The organism is Parvimonas sp. D9 (assembly GCF_035282565.1).
Lineage (GTDB): Bacteria > Bacillota > Clostridia > Tissierellales > Peptoniphilaceae > Parvimonas > Parvimonas micra.
The window spans coordinates 1-277 of sequence record NZ_JAYKBM010000126.1 but is presented as its reverse complement, the minus strand read 5'-3'; the positions used below and the strand labels follow the sequence as shown (position 1 = coordinate 277).

Here is a 277-nt window from a genome sequence, read left to right as displayed (position 1 = left end):
TCGGGCCAGTTAAAAGTATAATTTTCTTTTTTCAGTTTAACATGAATACGGATTAAATGTATTCGACTGGCGGTACAAAACCCAGCGACTGATGTGGTCTTGAGCAATTATAATCCATACGCCATTCTTCTGCTTTTTCTCGTACCTCATCCAATGTTGTAAATACATACGCATTTAATAAGTCCTTTCTGATGTTGCCATTACAACGTTCTACATAGCCGTTTTGCATAGGTTTACCGGGTTGTATAAAAGCCAGACTGATGTTATGCTCCCTGCA

1 protein-coding gene is annotated in these 277 nt (G+C 38.6%); it reads right to left on the bottom strand.

The genetic code is table 11. The features are described 5' to 3' along the window. Nucleotides 1–52: 52 nt before the first annotated feature. On the bottom strand, nucleotides 53–277 hold a 225-nt coding region (locus VJI94_RS08295; protein ID WP_324009014.1), incomplete at its 5' end, for a transposase.